Annotated in this window: 18 protein-coding genes; 7 read left to right on the plus strand and 11 right to left on the minus strand. The window is 72.3% G+C overall.

Annotation, left to right across the window (positions count from 1 at the left end; genetic code table 11):
• The first annotated feature begins 119 nt into the window (after positions 1-119).
• The gene (locus AB0C38_RS47495; RefSeq protein ID WP_360687608.1) at positions 120-1,160 is read left to right on the plus strand and encodes a glycoside hydrolase family 43 protein; all 1,041 of its coding nucleotides are present in this window, start codon (positions 120-122) and stop codon (positions 1,158-1,160) included.
• A gap of 9 nt (positions 1,161-1,169) precedes the next feature.
• On the opposite strand, the gene AB0C38_RS47500 is transcribed toward AB0C38_RS47495, so the two are convergent.
• The 4 genes from AB0C38_RS47500 to AB0C38_RS47515 are packed head-to-tail and all read right to left on the minus strand — an operon-like array spanning position 1,170 to position 4,096.
• Positions 1,170-2,126 carry an LLM class flavin-dependent oxidoreductase gene (locus AB0C38_RS47500; RefSeq protein WP_360687611.1) on the minus strand — a complete coding sequence of 319 codons (957 nt, stop codon included), beginning with the start codon at positions 2,124-2,126 and terminating at the stop codon, positions 1,170-1,172.
• A complete protein-coding gene (locus tag AB0C38_RS47505; protein ID WP_360687614.1) occupies positions 2,123-2,434 on the minus strand; it encodes a TIGR04076 family protein in 312 nt (103 codons plus the stop codon). Before AB0C38_RS47505 ends, AB0C38_RS47500 begins: the two co-directional genes overlap by 4 nt.
• A complete protein-coding gene (locus AB0C38_RS47510) occupies positions 2,424-3,884 on the minus strand; it encodes a sodium:solute symporter family protein (RefSeq protein ID WP_360687617.1) in 1,461 nt (486 codons plus the stop codon). The genes AB0C38_RS47505 and AB0C38_RS47510 overlap by 11 nt, the downstream gene beginning before the upstream one ends.
• Positions 3,884-4,096: a DUF3311 domain-containing protein gene (locus AB0C38_RS47515; RefSeq protein ID WP_360687620.1), complete on the minus strand. Its 213-nt coding sequence runs from the start codon at positions 4,094-4,096 to the stop codon at positions 3,884-3,886. Before AB0C38_RS47515 ends, AB0C38_RS47510 begins: the two co-directional genes overlap by 1 nt.
• A gap of 93 nt (positions 4,097-4,189) precedes the next feature.
• Here AB0C38_RS47515 and AB0C38_RS47520 point away from each other — a divergent pair, with 93 nt between their 5' ends.
• Entirely contained in the window at positions 4,190-4,735 is a 546-nt protein-coding gene (locus AB0C38_RS47520; protein WP_360687623.1) for a cupin domain-containing protein, read from the plus strand.
• Between the two features lie 5 nt (positions 4,736-4,740).
• Here AB0C38_RS47520 and AB0C38_RS47525 read toward each other — a convergent pair whose 3' ends face one another.
• Together AB0C38_RS47525 and ribB are read right to left on the minus strand one after the other, a co-directional pair.
• Positions 4,741-5,403: an HAD family phosphatase gene (locus AB0C38_RS47525; RefSeq protein ID WP_360687626.1), complete on the minus strand. Its 663-nt coding sequence runs from the start codon at positions 5,401-5,403 to the stop codon at positions 4,741-4,743.
• On the minus strand, positions 5,403-6,065 hold the full coding sequence (gene ribB, locus AB0C38_RS47530; protein WP_360687629.1) for a 3,4-dihydroxy-2-butanone-4-phosphate synthase: 663 nt from the start codon (positions 6,063-6,065) through the stop codon (positions 5,403-5,405). Before ribB ends, AB0C38_RS47525 begins: the two co-directional genes overlap by 1 nt.
• A gap of 226 nt (positions 6,066-6,291) precedes the next feature.
• Here ribB and AB0C38_RS47535 point away from each other — a divergent pair, with 226 nt between their 5' ends.
• A complete protein-coding gene (locus AB0C38_RS47535) occupies positions 6,292-6,447 on the plus strand; it encodes a hypothetical protein (protein WP_360687632.1) in 156 nt (51 codons plus the stop codon).
• Positions 6,448-6,575: 128 nt separating this feature from the next.
• On the opposite strand, the gene AB0C38_RS47540 is transcribed toward AB0C38_RS47535, so the two are convergent.
• Entirely contained in the window at positions 6,576-6,878 is a 303-nt protein-coding gene (locus tag AB0C38_RS47540; protein ID WP_360687635.1) for a hypothetical protein, read from the minus strand.
• A gap of 96 nt (positions 6,879-6,974) precedes the next feature.
• Here AB0C38_RS47540 and AB0C38_RS47545 point away from each other — a divergent pair, with 96 nt between their 5' ends.
• From AB0C38_RS47545 to AB0C38_RS47555, 3 genes are all read left to right on the plus strand, one after another.
• Complete coding sequence (locus tag AB0C38_RS47545; RefSeq protein WP_360687638.1) at positions 6,975-7,145, plus strand: hypothetical protein; 171 nt, start codon at positions 6,975-6,977, stop codon at positions 7,143-7,145.
• A 62-nt stretch (positions 7,146-7,207) separates the two neighbouring features.
• Positions 7,208-7,552 (plus strand): hypothetical protein, encoded by a 345-nt coding sequence (locus AB0C38_RS47550; protein ID WP_360687641.1) that lies wholly within the window; start codon positions 7,208-7,210, stop codon positions 7,550-7,552.
• 25 nt (positions 7,553-7,577) lie between these two features.
• A complete protein-coding gene (locus AB0C38_RS47555; protein WP_360687644.1) occupies positions 7,578-8,339 on the plus strand; it encodes a PIG-L deacetylase family protein in 762 nt (253 codons plus the stop codon).
• 13 nt (positions 8,340-8,352) lie between these two features.
• Here AB0C38_RS47555 and AB0C38_RS47560 read toward each other — a convergent pair whose 3' ends face one another.
• Together AB0C38_RS47560 and AB0C38_RS47565 are read right to left on the minus strand one after the other, a co-directional pair.
• Positions 8,353-10,185, minus strand: a complete 1,833-nt coding sequence (locus AB0C38_RS47560) for a TIM barrel protein (RefSeq protein ID WP_360687647.1) — start codon at positions 10,183-10,185, stop codon at positions 8,353-8,355.
• Entirely contained in the window at positions 10,172-11,104 is a 933-nt protein-coding gene (locus AB0C38_RS47565; RefSeq protein WP_360687661.1) for a shikimate dehydrogenase, read from the minus strand. The genes AB0C38_RS47560 and AB0C38_RS47565 overlap by 14 nt, the downstream gene beginning before the upstream one ends.
• A gap of 130 nt (positions 11,105-11,234) precedes the next feature.
• Here AB0C38_RS47565 and AB0C38_RS47570 point away from each other — a divergent pair, with 130 nt between their 5' ends.
• On the plus strand, positions 11,235-11,897 hold the full coding sequence (locus tag AB0C38_RS47570) for a TetR/AcrR family transcriptional regulator (protein ID WP_360687650.1): 663 nt from the start codon (positions 11,235-11,237) through the stop codon (positions 11,895-11,897).
• Here AB0C38_RS47570 and AB0C38_RS47575 read toward each other — a convergent pair.
• The gene (locus tag AB0C38_RS47575) at positions 11,875-12,642 is read right to left on the minus strand and encodes an N-acyl homoserine lactonase family protein (RefSeq protein ID WP_360687652.1); all 768 of its coding nucleotides are present in this window, start codon (positions 12,640-12,642) and stop codon (positions 11,875-11,877) included. The two genes, AB0C38_RS47570 and AB0C38_RS47575, sit on opposite strands and share 23 nt — an antisense overlap.
• The gene (locus AB0C38_RS47580) at positions 12,639-13,994 is read right to left on the minus strand and encodes an MFS transporter (protein WP_360687655.1); all 1,356 of its coding nucleotides are present in this window, start codon (positions 13,992-13,994) and stop codon (positions 12,639-12,641) included. The genes AB0C38_RS47575 and AB0C38_RS47580 overlap by 4 nt, the downstream gene beginning before the upstream one ends.
• Between the last annotated feature and the right edge of the window lie 284 nt (positions 13,995-14,278).

Raw genomic sequence — 14,278 nt, forward strand, 5'->3', positions numbered from 1 at the left:
CCTCACCGGTTCAGACCAATTTCGCCCGAACTGGATCGAGCAAGGACTCGCGGCTCTACCGCACGGACCCGATCACGGGTGATCCTGCGCTCGGTCCCGCTCGGACGAGGGATGTGGTCATGAAGCTCTTCCGGTTCCTGATCTGCGCAGCCGTGTTCCTGCTCGTCGCCGCCGGTACCGCGGCGGCCGGGCAGACCACTCTGCGGGCGGCCGATCCCGGCGTGCTCCGGGTCGGCTCCACCTACGTCGCCGTGCAGTCGTCCGGGGGCGGGATCGTCGCGCGCCAGGCCACCTCGCCCGACGGCTTGGCGAGCGCGCCCGCCCGGCGGATCTGGTCGGACAGCCGCGGCCTCGGCGAGGTGTGGGCACCGGAGATCGTCGTCGACGGCGGCCGGTTCTACGTCTACTTTTCGGCCGGAACCGGTGCGGCGCACCGGATGTACGTGATCAGCTCGGCCGTCGCCGACAGCGGCTACACCGCCGAGACCCAACTCGCGCTGCCCGACGGCAAGTGGGCCATCGACGGCACGATGTTCACCTTCGGCGGGCAGCGGTGGTTCGTCTGGTCGGGCTGGGCCGGGGACACCAACGTCGAGCAGAACCTCTACCTCGCCCGGATGACCACCCCGACGACCCCGACCGGCGCGCGGTACGTCATCTCCCAGCCGCGGGAAAGCTGGGAACGCGTGGTGGGCACCCCGTTCATCAACGAGGCTCCCGTGCCGATCAAGGACCCGAACGGGCAGCTGCACATCGCTTACTCCGCCAACGGCAGCTGGAGCGACCAGTACTGCGTCGCCGAGGTCCGCCTGCGCGCCGGCGGCGACCCGACGTACGTCTGGGACTGGTACAAGTCGAACGGCTGCCTCTTCGGCTCCCACCGCGAGACGATGATGGCCGGCTGGGACCCGACGCTCCACGTCGACGGGCCGGGCAGCCACAGCTTCGTCCTGCTGAACGGCGACATCGCGACCAGCCCGCCCGCCGGGCCGAAGTTCCCGCTGATGTTCCACGCCGTCCCCAAGGGCACGCCGTACTCGTGGGCCAACCGCTACTGGTACACCGGAACCTTCTGCTGGTGGGGATCGACGACTTACCGCCGGGCCAACGTCCCGGGCGCGACCACCGACACCGGCTGGAGCCTCAAGTTCTTCGAGTGAGCGCCCCGCTCACCGCAGGGCGGGCAGGACTTCGCGGCCCAGCAGCCGGACCCCGTGGTCGTTCGCCACCCCGTGCGGCGTGCCGAACTCGATGCGGTCCACGCCGGCGTTGACGAGCGCCCGTGCCTGCCCGGCCACCTCGTCCGGCGTTCCCGCGAAGGCGAACAGCGACAGCAGGTCCCGCGGGACCAGCGCACCCGCCCCTTCCTCGTCCCCCTGCGCCAGCTTGGTCTTCACCGCCAGCAGCAGGTCTTCGGGGACGTCCAGGGTGGGGTCGAGCCCGGCGACGACCGCCAGGTACTTGGCCACCTCGGTCCGGGCCAGGGCCCGCGCCCGCGCGCCGTCTTCGTCCACGACGGTCACCGCGCCGACCACGACGCCGACGTCCGGGTTGCCGATCCGCTCGCGCATCACCCCGACGATGGCCGGGTTAGCGGTGCCGCCGATCTTGACCTCCGCGGCGCCGAGCTGCCCGGCGAGCGCCGCCGTCCGGGCGCCCCACGTGCCGATCAGCAGCGGCACCTCGGCGCGCTCGGGCGCGTAGCTCAGCCGGGCGGCGAGGCGGAACACCTGTCCCGCATAGGGTTCACCGGCCAGGAGCGCGCGGATGAACCCCGCGGCCTCACGCAGGTGCGTGAGCGGTTGCGGCTGGCCGACGCCGATGTCACCGAGCCAGCTGCCCCGCGCGAGCCCCAGGTAGGCCCGCCCGCGCGACGCCAGGTCCAGGGCCGCGACCTGGCCGGCGATCTCGTACGGGTGCAGGGTGTAGGGGTTCCAGCACGCGGCCCCGAGCCGCACGCGGGACGTCGCCGCGGCCATCTCCAGCAGCGGGAAGATCGGCGGCTGGTAGGTCAGGTCGCCGAACACCGAGAGCACGTCGAAGCCGTGTTCCTCGGCGGCGGCCGCGAGCCGCGCGTAGTCGCCGGGGCGCTTGTCACTCTGGAAGGCCAGCCCGAACTCGGTCACGTCAGGTCGCCGGTGGCCAGCCGGCACCGGCCGGTGCGCTCGATCCGCATCACGAGCCGTTCCTCCGGGTCGGGGCAGGCGACGAGGTTGTCGCGCTCGAGCCAGTCCCCCTCGGGCAGGTCACGCTGCTTCGCCGGCAGCAGCGGGAGCACGGCCTGCAGCGCGTAGACGCAGAAGTGCTTGCCCTCCGGGATCTTCAGGTGCGAGCTCTCGACGAGGTCGAAGTGATCCCCCACCGCCATCCCGCACACCGACCGGCCGTCGATGTGGTCCACGGTGACCCGCAGGTCGTACAGCTCAGTGTGCAACGGCTTCCCTTTCCTCGGCCGGGGCTTCCCGGCGCGGCCGCACCAGGGTCACCACGACGACCACGACGGTGTTCACGGCCAAAGCGATCAGCCCCGGCTCCCATTCCGGCAGCCGCGCCGCCCAGAAGTCCTTCGCGAACGGTGCGAGCAACGCCACGAACCCCGCCGCGATGCCGAGCAGCACCGCGACCGCCGACGTCCGCCGCCACAGGAAGGCCAGGAAGACGCCGGGGGCCAGCATCCCGATCGCCGAGTACGCCGACAGCAGGATGTCGACCAGGGACTTCTGCTGCCCGATCGTCAGCCAGACGGCCACCCCGGCGAAGACCACCATCGACGCCCGGGACAGCAGCAGGGTGGCCCGGTCCGACAGCCCCGGCCGGAACGGCCGGACGATATTGCGCGCGAACAGGGAGCCGGAGGTCAGCAGCAGCACCGAACCGGGCGCGAGGGCGAGCAGGAACGCAGTCCCCGCGACGAGGCCGACCAGCCAGGCCGGGAACTTGTCGGCGACGAACTGCAGCAGGGCGCCGTTGAGGTCACCGCCTTCGGGCCGGGTGTTCGCGACGAGGGCGGCGAACCCCAGCATGATGATGAAGAAGTAGGCCAGCGAGTACAGGGGCTGCCAGACGGCGTTGCGCCGGATCGACGTCGCGGACTTCGCCGAGTACGACACCTGGAACAGGTGCGGGAAGACCCAGTTGCCGAGCGCCACGTTCAGCGCCGAGGTCATCAGCCACACCGACGTCGTGGGCGAGGACGGGTCGAGTCCGGGGAACCGGCCGATGCCGGGGTGCTGCTCCTCGGCGAGCCGGAAGATGTCCAGCGGGGACGCCGCGCCGACCTTGCCGGCGGCGGTGGCCGCCAGGACGACGACCACGACGACCATCAGCACGTCCTTGACCCCGGCCGAAAACGCCGCCGACCGCAGGCCCGCCAGGAGCACGAAGGCGAGCATCAGCACGGCGCCGATGACCACGGCGAGCGTGGGCGGGACCGCGGCGCCCAGCGTCAGCCGGACGATCAGGCTGAGGCTGACGAGCTGGATCTGCACGTAGACCACGAGGGCGGCGATGCCGACGACCGCGGTGACCACGCCGAGCCAGCGCGCGGAGTAGTGGCTCGCGAAGAAGTCGGCTTGGGTGAGCAGGTCGTCCCGGCGTCCGGCCCGCCAGATCTTGGGCATCAGCCAGTAGCCGATGGCGTAGCTGAGCGAGACGCTGGTGAAGGCGAGGTAGGCGGGCGCGCCGAGCGCCCACGCGTAGCCGGAGATGCCCAGGACCGCGAAGGTCGTGTACACCTCGCCCGCGTTCATGAACCAGAAGAGCAGCGTGCCGAACCGGCGGCCGCCGACCGCCCAGTTCGTCATGTCGGCGGTGGCGCGCCTGCCGAACGCCAGCGCGCCGGCGACCGTGCCCAGGACGATGACGAGCGCGATCGTGAGGGTCATCAGGCGTCCTCGTCGGTCACGCCGGCGCGCTTGTCGAGTCGGTACACGACGGCGATGACGACGCTGGTGAACACGACGCCGGCCAGCTGCCACACCATCGGGAACGGGATGTGCAGCGGCGCGTACGGGACGTCGTTGACCACCGGGACGAGGCCGACCTGCCAGACGAACGGCAGGACGAGCAGCCACCGGTGCGCTCGTGACGAGGCCATGATCACTCCCTTTTGTGCAGCCTGACTGCACAGTGGTAGGACTGTAGGCCAGCGATACTGGATATTCAACACGTGATCCCGGTGAGGTGTGCAGTGTCGGTGCAGGACATCGGGTCCCAGCTGAAGCGCTTGCGGACCCGCGAAGGGCTGAGCCTGCGCGACCTGGCCGCCCGGTCCGGCCTGTCGGCGACGTTGCTCAGCCAGGTCGAGCGCGGGGTGACCGACCCGAGCCTGGCCACGCTGCGGCGCTTGGCCGGGGTGTTCGGCGCGTCGGTGGCGTCGCTGTTCGACTCCGCTCCCCCGGCGGTCTGGGTCAGCCGCCCCGGCACGCGCTCGACCCTGGCCGGCCCGCGGGGACTCGTCCGCTACGAACGGCTGACCCCGGGCAACGGCCGGCTCGAAGTCCTCCGCGCGATCCTGCCGCCGGGCACGGCCACGAGCGAGGAGCCGTGGGGGCACGATTCCACGGAGTGCGCGTACGTCGTGGCCGGGACGCTGGCGGTCGAGATCGGCGGCGCCACGCACGACGTCGTGGCGGGCGAGTCGATCACGTTCGACTCGAACCAGCCCCACCGCTACCGGAACACCACGGGCACCGACGTGGAGTACCTGGTTTCGGTGACCCCGCCCTCGCCGTAGCCGGCTCAGCCGCGCGGGCCGAGCACCGCGGTGAGGACCTTCGCGGCGATGCGGGCGTCGGTGGCCTGGTGGTCGGCGAGCCGCAGGGTGTCGAGGTCCTGGGCGGTGACCGGGTTCGGGACGGCGAGCACGGTCATCCCGGCGGCGCGGGCGGACCGGATCCCGGAGCCGGAGTCCTCGACCGCGACGCAGTCCTCCGGCCGCACGCCGAGCCGCCGCGCGGCGAGCAGGTACGGGTCCGGCGCCGGCTTGCCGTGGCGGACGTCCTCCCCCGCCACGGTGACGCGCAGGTGCGGCGCGAACGCGAACGCCGTGACGGCGGCCTCCACGTAGCGCCGGGGCGACGCCGAGACCAAGCCGACCGGCCCCAGCCCGGCCGCGGTGGTCCCGAGCTCCGCGGCGCCGGGCAGCAGGGCCACCCGGCCGTCACGGATCGCTTCGACCATGCCGTCGACGCACTCGGCGACGGCCGCCTCGGGCGTCAGGTCCGGGCACTTCCGGGCGACGTAGGCGCTCCAATGGGCGGTGCTGGTTCCCTGGATCGCGGCCCAGTCCCGCGTGGTCCACGAGCCGCCGTGGCGCGCCGCGACGGCGCCGAGAACGCGTTGCCACGACGCCGAGCTGTCGACCAGGGTCTCGTCCAGGTCGACCACGGTGGCGAGCACCATCAGCGAGCGGCCTCGGCCTGGAGGGCGAACTCGGCGATCTGCTCGACGGACACGACCTTCAGCCAGTGCCGGTCGGCCAGGGCGCGCAGCTCGGGCAGCCGGGCGACGCTGCCGTCGTCGTTGCACACCTCGCTGATCACCGCGACCGGCACCAGGCCGCACAGCCGCATCAGCTCGACCGCCGCCTCGGTGTGGCCGCGCCGCTCGGCGAGGCCGCCGTCGCGCGCCCGCAGGGGGAACACGTGCCCGGGCCGGCGCAGCATGCCGGCCGTGGTGGCGGGCCCGGCGAGCAGCCGCAGGGTCCGGGCGCGGTCCGCGGCGGAGATGCCCGACTCGATGCCGTCGGCCGCGTCCACCGACACCGTGTACGCGGTGCCTTCGGGGTCTTCGTTGTCCTGCACCATCAACGGCAGGCGCAGCCGGTCGGCGACCGCCGCGGACATCGGCGCGCAGATCAGGCCGCTGGTGTGCCGCACGTAGAAGGCGAGCGCGTGCGGCGTGGCGTGCTCGGCGGCCATGATCAGGTCGCCTTCGTTCTCGCGTTCCGCGTCGTCGACCACGATGACCGGCCGCCCGGACCCGATGTCGGTGACGGCCGCACGCACGGTGTCCAGACCGGGTGCGTGGTCACGGCGAAGCTGCTCGGGCACGGCGAACGTCATCGGTCGTCCTTTCGAGACGGGAAGCCGGCACGCGCCGGACCAAGATCATCCGCAGTCAACCGGGAGCGGCCCCGGTTTCCCCGGTCAACGCGCGCCGGGCGGGCCGGCTTCACTCGATGTCGTGACCCCCGGCCGGAGCCGCGGAGCTACGCCGGGTGTCCCCGAGGGCCCGTGAAACCCTGTCGCGCAGGAGCTCGTACTCCTCGGCGAGGCGCTGACGGCCGCCTTGGAGCCGGCCCTGGAGGTGCCCCGCCACCACGTCTTCCACAGCGGCCGCCGGGGCGACGGGGACCCGCGGCACTACGCCGACGCGGTCGCTCGCCTCGCCCCGGAGATCGACGTCCGCCTGGTTCTGCCCGGAACCACGGTGGTGGGCCCGTGAGCGACCGGCAGTTCAGGCCCGAGGCCGGCCGTCGTCCGGGCCCTCCCCGGCCACGAAGTCCAGCTCGCCGCCGCCGTCACCGCGTTCACCGACGCGTTCCGGTCCCACCTGGCGGCGGCGTACGCGGGTCACAGCATGGGGTCGGGCAGCCGGGACTCCGCATCCGGACGAGGCCGCCGGCTCAGCCGGGGCAGCCACACCGGCAGGAGAGCCAGTGCCAGCGCCGTGATCGTCAAGTAGCCGCCCAAAGTCGCGATGGTCTCGCCGGCCGTCGTCCATTGGATCGGCTCACCACCGGCGTTCGCCTGCTGGAGCGGCGGGTAGATCGGGTTGAGGAAGAACGCCGCCGCGGCGGCGATGATGACCGCGGGCAGCACCCTCTTGGCGCGCCACGCCGCGAATCCCAGCCAGGCCAGCGCCGGCACGATCACCGCGAGCGGCGGGTCGGCCGCACAGCTCTACTTCGAGGTCGCCGCGCAGTTCCGCAGGCGCCGGACGCCGAACCGCGATGGCGGGTGCCGGTCGGGGTGGCCGTCTTCCCGCGTGACTTCGTGCTGCCGGTGCGGTCGCTGGCCGAGCGGGCCATCCCCACGATCACCCGCTGGACCGCGTTCGATCGCGGCGGCCACTTCGCCGCGATGGAGCGACCTCAGGCGTTCGTCGACGACGTCCGGGCGTTCTTCCGCTCCTGCCGCTGACCCGGGGCCGCACCTGGCGGGGCGAGATCGACTCGGGGAAACGATGATGTTGAATGTCCCGCATGGCGCACCCGGATACCCCTGAACCGCAGCCATCGCCGCCTCAACCTCAGCCGCCGGCGGCGGCGGCCACGAAGCCGCGGGGCGGTCATGGCCTGCTGGCCACCGCGATCCTGCTCGCCGGGATCGGCGGCGGGCTGCTGGCGTGGCACCCGTGGGACAAGCCGGCGCCGCCACCGCCGCCCAAGGACCCGCAGCACATCACCATCCAGAAGATCGGCGACCAGAGCGATCCGACCGCCGGCTCCGGCTCGGACCGGCCCGTCTACTGCATGACCAACGAGACCGGCGGCCTGTACTGCATGGTGATGCCCGGCCGCTACACCGGCATCGAAGAACGGCACTGAGCGCCGCCATCGCGCACGCGCGAGGATGGCCGGCATGACATTGCCCGCTCTGCCCGAGGAGTCCTTCCGGCGCGTGCTCTGCGTGGTCGCGCACCCGGACGACATGGAGTACGGCGCGTCCGCCGCCGTCGCCCGCTGGACCGCGCGCGGGATCGAGGTCGGTTACCTCCTGCTGACCCGCGGGGAGGCCGGCATGCCGAACCCGCCCGGGGAGACGGCCCGCCTGCGCGTCGCCGAGCAGCGGGCCGCCTGCGCCGCCGTCGGCGTCGAGCACCTGACCGTCCTCGAACACCCGGACGGCGTGCTCGTCTACGGGCTCGACCTGCGCCGGGACATCTGCCGGGAGATCCGCCGGTTCCGGCCCGACGTCGTCCTCGGCACCGGCTACGAGATCGAGACGCCCTACGGCTTCGACCAGGCCGACCACCGCGCGGCCGGGCTCGCGACGCTCGACGCGGTCCGCGACGCGGGCAACCGGTGGGTCTTCCCGGAGCAGGTCGACGACGAGGGCCTCGAGCCGCATTCCGCGCGCTGGCTCATCATCCCCGGGTTCGCCGGCTCCGGCGCGACCCACGGCGTCGACGTCACCGGGGAGCCGCTGCGCCGCGGCGTCGCCTCGCTCGAGGCGCACGCCGCGTACCTGGCCGCGCTTCCGGACCACCCCGCCCCCGGCACCTTCATCCCGGAGTTCACCGCGCTGAGCGGCCAGGCCATGGGCGTCGACCACGCGGTCCTGTTCCGCGCCCACGACCTGCAGGGACCACCGGTCGAAGCCGGGCAGGACTGACCCGGCCGCCGGGCTACGCGGACGTCCCGCGGGCCTCGCGTTGCCGCCGGTGCGCGGCCATCCGGATCGGGGAGTTCGCCGCGCCGTCGCCGGCGTAGCCGCCGATCCGCTGGACGACCTCGAAGAAGACGCGCCCGCCCAGCACCACCGTGAAGAAGTGCAGCAGCTCGCCGTGCTCGTCGCGGTCGTAGAGGACCGACTGCTGCCGCAGGGCGGTGAGCAGCTCGGGATCCGGGGCCAGGCGAGCGTCGAGGTCGTCGTAGTAGTTCCCGGGGATGTCGAGCAGCGGCGCCCCGAGCTCGCGCATCCGGGAGGCGCTCGCGAGCGCGTCGGCCGTGGTGAACGCGACGCGCTGGGGCTCGCGCACGCCGGGCGCCCACTCACCACGCCGGAGCAGGGCCGACTCGAGCGTGATGCGGACCCGGCCGGACGCCACGGTGCGGCTGCGCACCAGCCCGAACGGCGCGGCGAACTCCGTCACGGGCTCCGGCTCGAGGCCGAGCACCGCGCGGTAGAACAGCGCCGCCTCGTCGAAGTGGTCGAACGGCTGGGTCAGCGCCAGGTGGTCGATCCCGGTCACCCCGGCACCCGGGCCGGCCTCGTCGGTCACCGTGAAGTCGCCGAGCCAGCTGTCGCCGGTTTCGGCGCCGGTGCGGCAGAAGAAGACCGAGGTCCCGTCCGGCGCCGCGACCGCCGACAGGTCCGCCTCGTCCGCGCGGTGGCTTCGCGGCAGGATCGGCGCGAGCAGCCGCTGGGCGCGCCGGGCCGAACCGACCGGGTCCGCGCTCTCGACGGCGACCGCGCCGACCGACGCGCTTCCGGACGGGCCGGGTTCGGTGCGGTTGAGCAGGATTCGCGCGTCCCCCTGCTGCCACAGCCGGACGGGCTTGGACCGGTGGTGCCCCGTTTCGGCGAACCCGAGGCCCCGCAACGCCGCCGCCAGCTCGGACTCGGCCACGTCGTCGGCCGCCAGCTCGACGAACGCGTGCCCGGCGAGCTCCGGGGCGGCCGGCAGGTCCGCGACCCCCAGGCTCTCCTGCAAGGCGAGCAGGGACCGCATCGCGTCGACGGCGGCCGGCGCCGGGTCGGCCTGGCGAAAGACGTCGTTGAACACCTCGAGCGACAGCGGTCCGCGATAGCCCGCCGCGAGCACGTGCCCGGTGAAGGTGGTCAGGTCGAACGCGCCCTGGCCGGGGAAGAGCCGGTGGTGCCTGCTCCACTGCAGGACGTCCATCTGCAACCGTGGCGCGTCGGCCAGCTGGAGGAAGAACAGCTTCTCCCCCGGGATCGTGCGGATCGCGGCCGGGTCGCTGCCCCGCGAGAGGATGTGGAAGCTGTCCAGGCACAGCCCGAGCGCGGGGTGGGCGGCCCGGCGCACGATGCGCCAGGAATGCTCGTAGGTGTTGACGAACCGCCCCCACGCCAGCGCTTCGTAGGCGATCCGCAGGCCTCGCGCGTCGGCGCGTTCGGCCAGCAGGCGCAGTTGCTCGGCGGCGAGCTCGTCGTCGTCGACCGCGTCCGGCGACACCGACGAGCACACCAGCATCGTGTCGGCGCCCAGCTGTTCCATGACGTCGAACTTGAGCTCCGCGCGGCGGAGGTTCCTCGCGAGCACGGCAGGCGGGACCGCCTCGAAGTCCCGGAACGGCTGGTACAGGTCGATCGACAGCCCCAGGTCGGCGCAGTGTTCGCTGATCTCCTTCGCCGACCACGACGACGCGACGAGGTCGTTCTCGAAGATCTCCACCCCGTCGAACCCGGCCCGGGCGGCCGCGGTCAGCTTGTCTTCCAGGGTCCCGGACAGGCAGACCGTGGCGATCGAACGGCGGGCTTCAGTCGAGGACATCGGCGGGCTGCCTTTCCGGAGGAGGGGTGGCGGTGAGCTCGCCGAGGTGGCGCAGCATCCGCCCGGCGTCGGGCTCGGTCCCGGTGAACAGGCGGAAGGCTTCGACGGCTTGGAACACCGCCATGCGGCCGCCGTCGAGCACCCGCGCGCCGAGGGCACGGGCGGTGCGCACCAGCTCGGTCTCGAGCGGGCGGTAGACCACTTCGGCGACCCACAGGCCGGGACGCAGCAGCGCGGCGGGAAGCGGCAGTCCCGGGTGGGCCGCCATGCCGGTCGGGGTGGCGTGCACGAGCCCGTCCGCGGCGCCGACGTCCGCCGCGAGGTCGGCTCCCGCCGACGCGCGCCCGGGCCCGAACCGGCCGGCCAGTGCGGCGGCGAGTTCCCCGGCCCGGCCGGCGTCGAGGTCGAAGACCCGGACGCGCCCCGCGCCGGCCGTGAGCAGGCCGTGGGCCACCGCGGCGCCCGCCCCGCCCGCCCCGAGGAGCACGACGGAGCCGAGGTCCACGCCGGGCAGCCCGGTGCGGAGGCCGCGGGCGAACCCCGACCAGTCGGTGTTGTGCCCGACCGCCCGGCCGTCGCGGAACACGACGGTGTTGACCGCGGCCAGCGCGGCCGCGTCGGGCGACAGCTCGTCCAGGTGCTCGAGCACGACCTGCTTGCAGGGGTGCGTGATGTTGAGGCCGCGGTACCCGGCGTCACGGGCCGCGGCCACCATCGGGCCGACGGCGGTGGCCGGCACCCCGAGGTCGTCGAGGTCGAACCGGGCGTAGCCCAGCTCCAGCCCGAGCCGGCGGGCTTCGGCCTCGTGCAGGGGCGGGCTCAGCGACGGCCCGATGCCCGCGCCGACGAGCCCGGTGAGCACCGTGCCCGGCGTCGCCCGCGCGGCGTGGGCACGGATCGCCTCGACGGCTGAAGACAACGACACCTGCACTCCCCTAATGTACGAACCAGTACGTTATTTGTACCTCATGGCGCCCGCGCCGTGAAGGGCTTCGTCCCGCGGCAAGGACCTAGAGTGGGCACACCAGCCGAAGCGAGAAAGGAAGTCCGTGGCCGCACCATCGCCGGATGAGGTGTCGAAGAGCGGGCCCGAGCGCATCCGCGACGCGGACCGGACCCGCGCCGAGATCCTCGACACGGCCGCCCGCGAATTCGCCGAAAAGGGCTTCGACGGCGCGCGGGTGGACGAGATCGCCGCGAAGACCCGCACCACCAAGCGGATGATCTACTACTACTTCACCAACAAGGACCAGCTGTTCGTCGAGGTGCTCGAACGCGCCTACACGGTCATCCGGTCGCTCGAGCAGAACCTCGACGTCGACCACCTCGACCCCGCCGAGGCGATCCGGCAGCTCGCCGGGCTCACCTTCGACCACCACGAGTCGCACCCGGACTTCGTGCGGCTGGTCAGCATCGAGAACATCCACCGCGCCGAGCACATCGCCCGCTCGACCGCCCTGTCCAACCTGGCCAACCCGGCGCTCGACGTGCTCACCCGCATCCTCGCCCGCGGCCGCGAAGCCGGGCAGTTCCGCGAGGACGTCGACGCGCTCGACGTCCACATGGCGATCAGCGCGTTCTGCGTGTTCCGCACCGCGAACCGCTACACGTTCAACGCCATCTTCGACCGCGACATGCTGGATCCCGCCCACCACGACCACCACCGGCGGATGGTCGCCGACATGCTCGTCAGCTACCTGACGACCCGCTGAGCCGCACGATCCGGTCAGCGACCACGGGGTACCGGGTGAGTACCTCCGGATCGTGCCCCGGCACCACGAGACCGGCGCCGGCCAGCTCCTTGACGCGGTCGAAGGCGCCGTAAACGCCGGTCATCGAGTGCAGCAGCGGCGCCGGGTGGTCGTTGTCGATGTTCTCGTGGAAGTGACTGGCGTCCGAAGCCAGCACGACCGGGCCCGCGGCGGTCTCGACGCGGACGACCTGCATCCCGGCGGTGTGCCCGCCGACCAGGTGGACGCTGATCCCGGGCACCACTTCAGCGTCTCCGTCGACGAGGTGCCCGTCGGCCCGCACGCGTTCGAGGGCCACTTCGTCGAGCAGCCACCGCTCCCGTTCGATCCGCTTCGCCCACGGGCCGGTCCAATAGTCCATTTCGGACTGTTGGACCACAAAGCGTGCCCGGGGGAAGTCGGCCACCGTGCCACAGTGGTCGTAGTGGAGGTGCGTGAGGACGACGTGGCCGACCGCGCCGGGGTCGACGTCGAGTCCGGCGAGCAGCCGGACGGGTTCGACGTAGTCCAGCCCGTCGATCTCGCGCGCCCGCGCCGCCCGGATCCCGGCGTCGACGAGCACCGTGTGCTCCGGCGACACCGCGAGCCAGACGTAGTAGGCGGTCGGATGGGGTTCCGCGGAATCCGGGCCGTAGCCCAAGAAATGCTCACCGCGGTACCCCGTCCGCCAGCCGTAGCACAGCGCGTAGACCTCGAACTCGCTCACTTCGGGGCGCCGACCTCACTGCGGTCCGGCGCCGGTTCCTTGACTCCCAGCTGCTCGGTCGGCACCCGGTAGGTCTCCCGCCCGGTGGCCACGGCGATCACGTTCACCAGGCACAGCGCGGCGGTGAAGATCGCGACGCCCAGCCACGCGCCCCGGCTCGTGCCCGTCAGCCCCACGGCGATGCTGGGCAGGAAGCCGCTGATCGCGAACCCGATCTGGGTGCCGATCGCGGTGCCCGACAGGCGCACCCGCGCCGGGAACATCTCACCGTAGAACGACGGCCACACGGCACTCGTGGCGGTGTAGACGATGCCGAACATCCCGATGCCGACGACGAAGATCCAGAGGTAGCTGCCGGCCGCGATGGCGCCGAGGTAGGCGAAGATCAGGACCGCGCAGCCCAGCGACCCGGCGATGAAGATCCGCTTGCGCCCGACGCGATCGGAGAACTTCGCCCACAACGGGATCGAGATCACGGCGGCGACGTTGGCCAGCACCCCGACCCACAGCATGGGTGTCTTGCTCAGTCCCACGGTGTTCACGGCGTAGCTGAGCGCGTAGACGGTGAAGATCGTGCTGACGGAAGCGATCAGCGCCGCCACGACCACGCGCAGGACGTCGGCCCAGTGGTCGCGCAGCAGGACGGCCAAGGGCAGCTTGGCCACCTCGCCGCTCGCGACTTCCTGCTGGAACACCGGCGTTTCGTCCAGGGAGCGGCGGATGTAGTAGCCGACCACCACGACGACGGCGCTGAGCCAGAACGGCACACGCCAGCCCCAGGACAGCAGCGCTTCCTGCGGCAGCGCGGCCACCGGCAGGAACACCGCGGTGGCCAGGATCTGGCCGGCTTGCGTGCCGCTGAGCGTGAAGCTCGTGTAGTAGGCGCGCCGGTTTTCCGGGGAGTGTTCGAGGCTCATCGAGTTGGCGCTGGCCTGTTCACCGCCGGCGGAAAGGCCCTGCAGCAACCGCAACGCGACCAGCAGGATCGGGGCGGCCACGCCCAGCGTCCCGTAGCCCGGCAGGCAGCCGACGAGCACGGTGGACAGCCCCATCAGCAGCAGCGTGGCCAGCAGGACGCGCTTGCGGCCGAACTTGTCCCCCAGGTGCCCCAGCAGCAACGCCCCGAGCGGCCGCGACACGTACCCGACGCCGAAGGTCGAGAGCGCCAGCAGGGTGCCGGTCGCCGGCGACGAGGCCGGGAAGAAGATCTTGTTGAAGACCAGGGCGGCGGCCGTGCCGTAGATGAAGAAGTCGTAGTACTCCAGCGCACTGCCGACCCACGCGGCCAAAGCCGCCTTCGCCGGCCTCCCCGCGGGAGGTGCGTCCAGGGTGCCGTCCGGACGATCGGTCACGTCAATCTCCTCCGCGGGTGCGCCGTCGCAGTCCAGTAACTAACCGGTCAGGTATGTACCGTACGGTTAATTAGAGAGATTGAAGGGCGCCCGCGGAGTTGTCAAGGGCGAGTTTCGGCGACAGGTCGGCGGGCCGGGGAGCTGGTTGCAGCCAGTCCGCACGTCGCGAATGACTCATTCGCGGCGCCTGAAGTCCCGAATGAGTCATTCGCGACCAAGGGGCCCCCCACCCGGGGGCGCCCCGCCGCGCCGCCCGACGCCCCCCCCGCCGCGGGGGGGGGGCA

Source organism: Amycolatopsis sp. NPDC048633 (assembly GCF_040650695.1).
GTDB lineage: Bacteria > Actinomycetota > Actinomycetes > Mycobacteriales > Pseudonocardiaceae > Amycolatopsis.

Coding starts and splice junctions, on each gene's coding strand:
- AB0C38_RS47495 (WP_360687608.1), top strand. CDS start 120: ATGAAGCTCTTCCGGTTCCTGATCTGCGCAGCCGTGTTCCTGCTCGTC.
- AB0C38_RS47510 (WP_360687617.1), bottom strand. CDS start 3,884: ATGACCCTCACGATCGCGCTCGTCATCGTCCTGGGCACGGTCGCCGGC.
- AB0C38_RS47515 (WP_360687620.1), bottom strand. CDS start 4,096: ATGGCCTCGTCACGAGCGCACCGGTGGCTGCTCGTCCTGCCGTTCGTC.
- AB0C38_RS47525 (WP_360687626.1), bottom strand. CDS start 5,403: ATGGTGCTCGCCACCGTGGTCGACCTGGACGAGACCCTGGTCGACAGC.
- ribB (WP_360687629.1), bottom strand. CDS start 6,065: ATGACGTTCGCCGTGCCCGAGCAGCTTCGCCGTGACCACGCACCCGGT.
- AB0C38_RS47550 (WP_360687641.1), top strand. CDS start 7,208: ATGGCGCACCCGGATACCCCTGAACCGCAGCCATCGCCGCCTCAACCT.
- AB0C38_RS47555 (WP_360687644.1), top strand. CDS start 7,578: ATGGCCGGCATGACATTGCCCGCTCTGCCCGAGGAGTCCTTCCGGCGC.
- AB0C38_RS47560 (WP_360687647.1), bottom strand. CDS start 10,185: ATGTCCTCGACTGAAGCCCGCCGTTCGATCGCCACGGTCTGCCTGTCC.